The sequence below is a fragment of the Candidatus Symbiothrix dinenymphae genome (assembly GCF_001431085.1).
Genome location: NZ_BBRU01000404.1, coordinates 1 through 451 on the forward strand (window position 1 = coordinate 1; position 451 = coordinate 451).

A 451-nucleotide genomic window follows, 5' to 3' on the forward strand; every position below is an offset into this window, starting at 1 on the left:
TTCGCTCTCGTTTTTGTTGGTGCGTTGGATGTATTTGATGCCCGCCTCGATGGTGTGAATTTTATTGACAGGTGTGGTGAAGTCCAATTGCAGCGTGTGCTCAGAGCTCGAGCCATCGGTCGATTGCCTGTTGTTGAGCACGTCGTCAATCGTAGTTTCTCCCGAACTTTTCTGCGGCGATGTGTTAAAATTGTAGGAAAATGTCAGCAAACGGTCTTTTACGCCCGCAAACGAACGTTGATAATCCGCCCGCACCGACGGACCGCCAAAGGCATTTGTGCCGTCTGTCCGCTGTTTGTAGTTGTAGATGATATTCGTGTTGCCGTAACCAAATTCTTTCAAATCCACATCCATCTCTCTTTCAGAGTTGTTGCTGCCGCTAAATTGGTTGTAGGACACGCTCAACAGGCGCAGGGTGTCGATTTCGTAACTCAATTCGCCGTAGCCGTAC

At 49.0% G+C, this 451-nt stretch carries 1 protein-coding gene; it reads right to left on the reverse strand.

The genetic code is table 11. The features are described 5' to 3' along the window. Positions 1 to 451: outer membrane beta-barrel protein (locus ASC50_RS04595; protein ID WP_158648439.1), on the reverse strand; the 451-nt coding region annotated here is incomplete at both ends.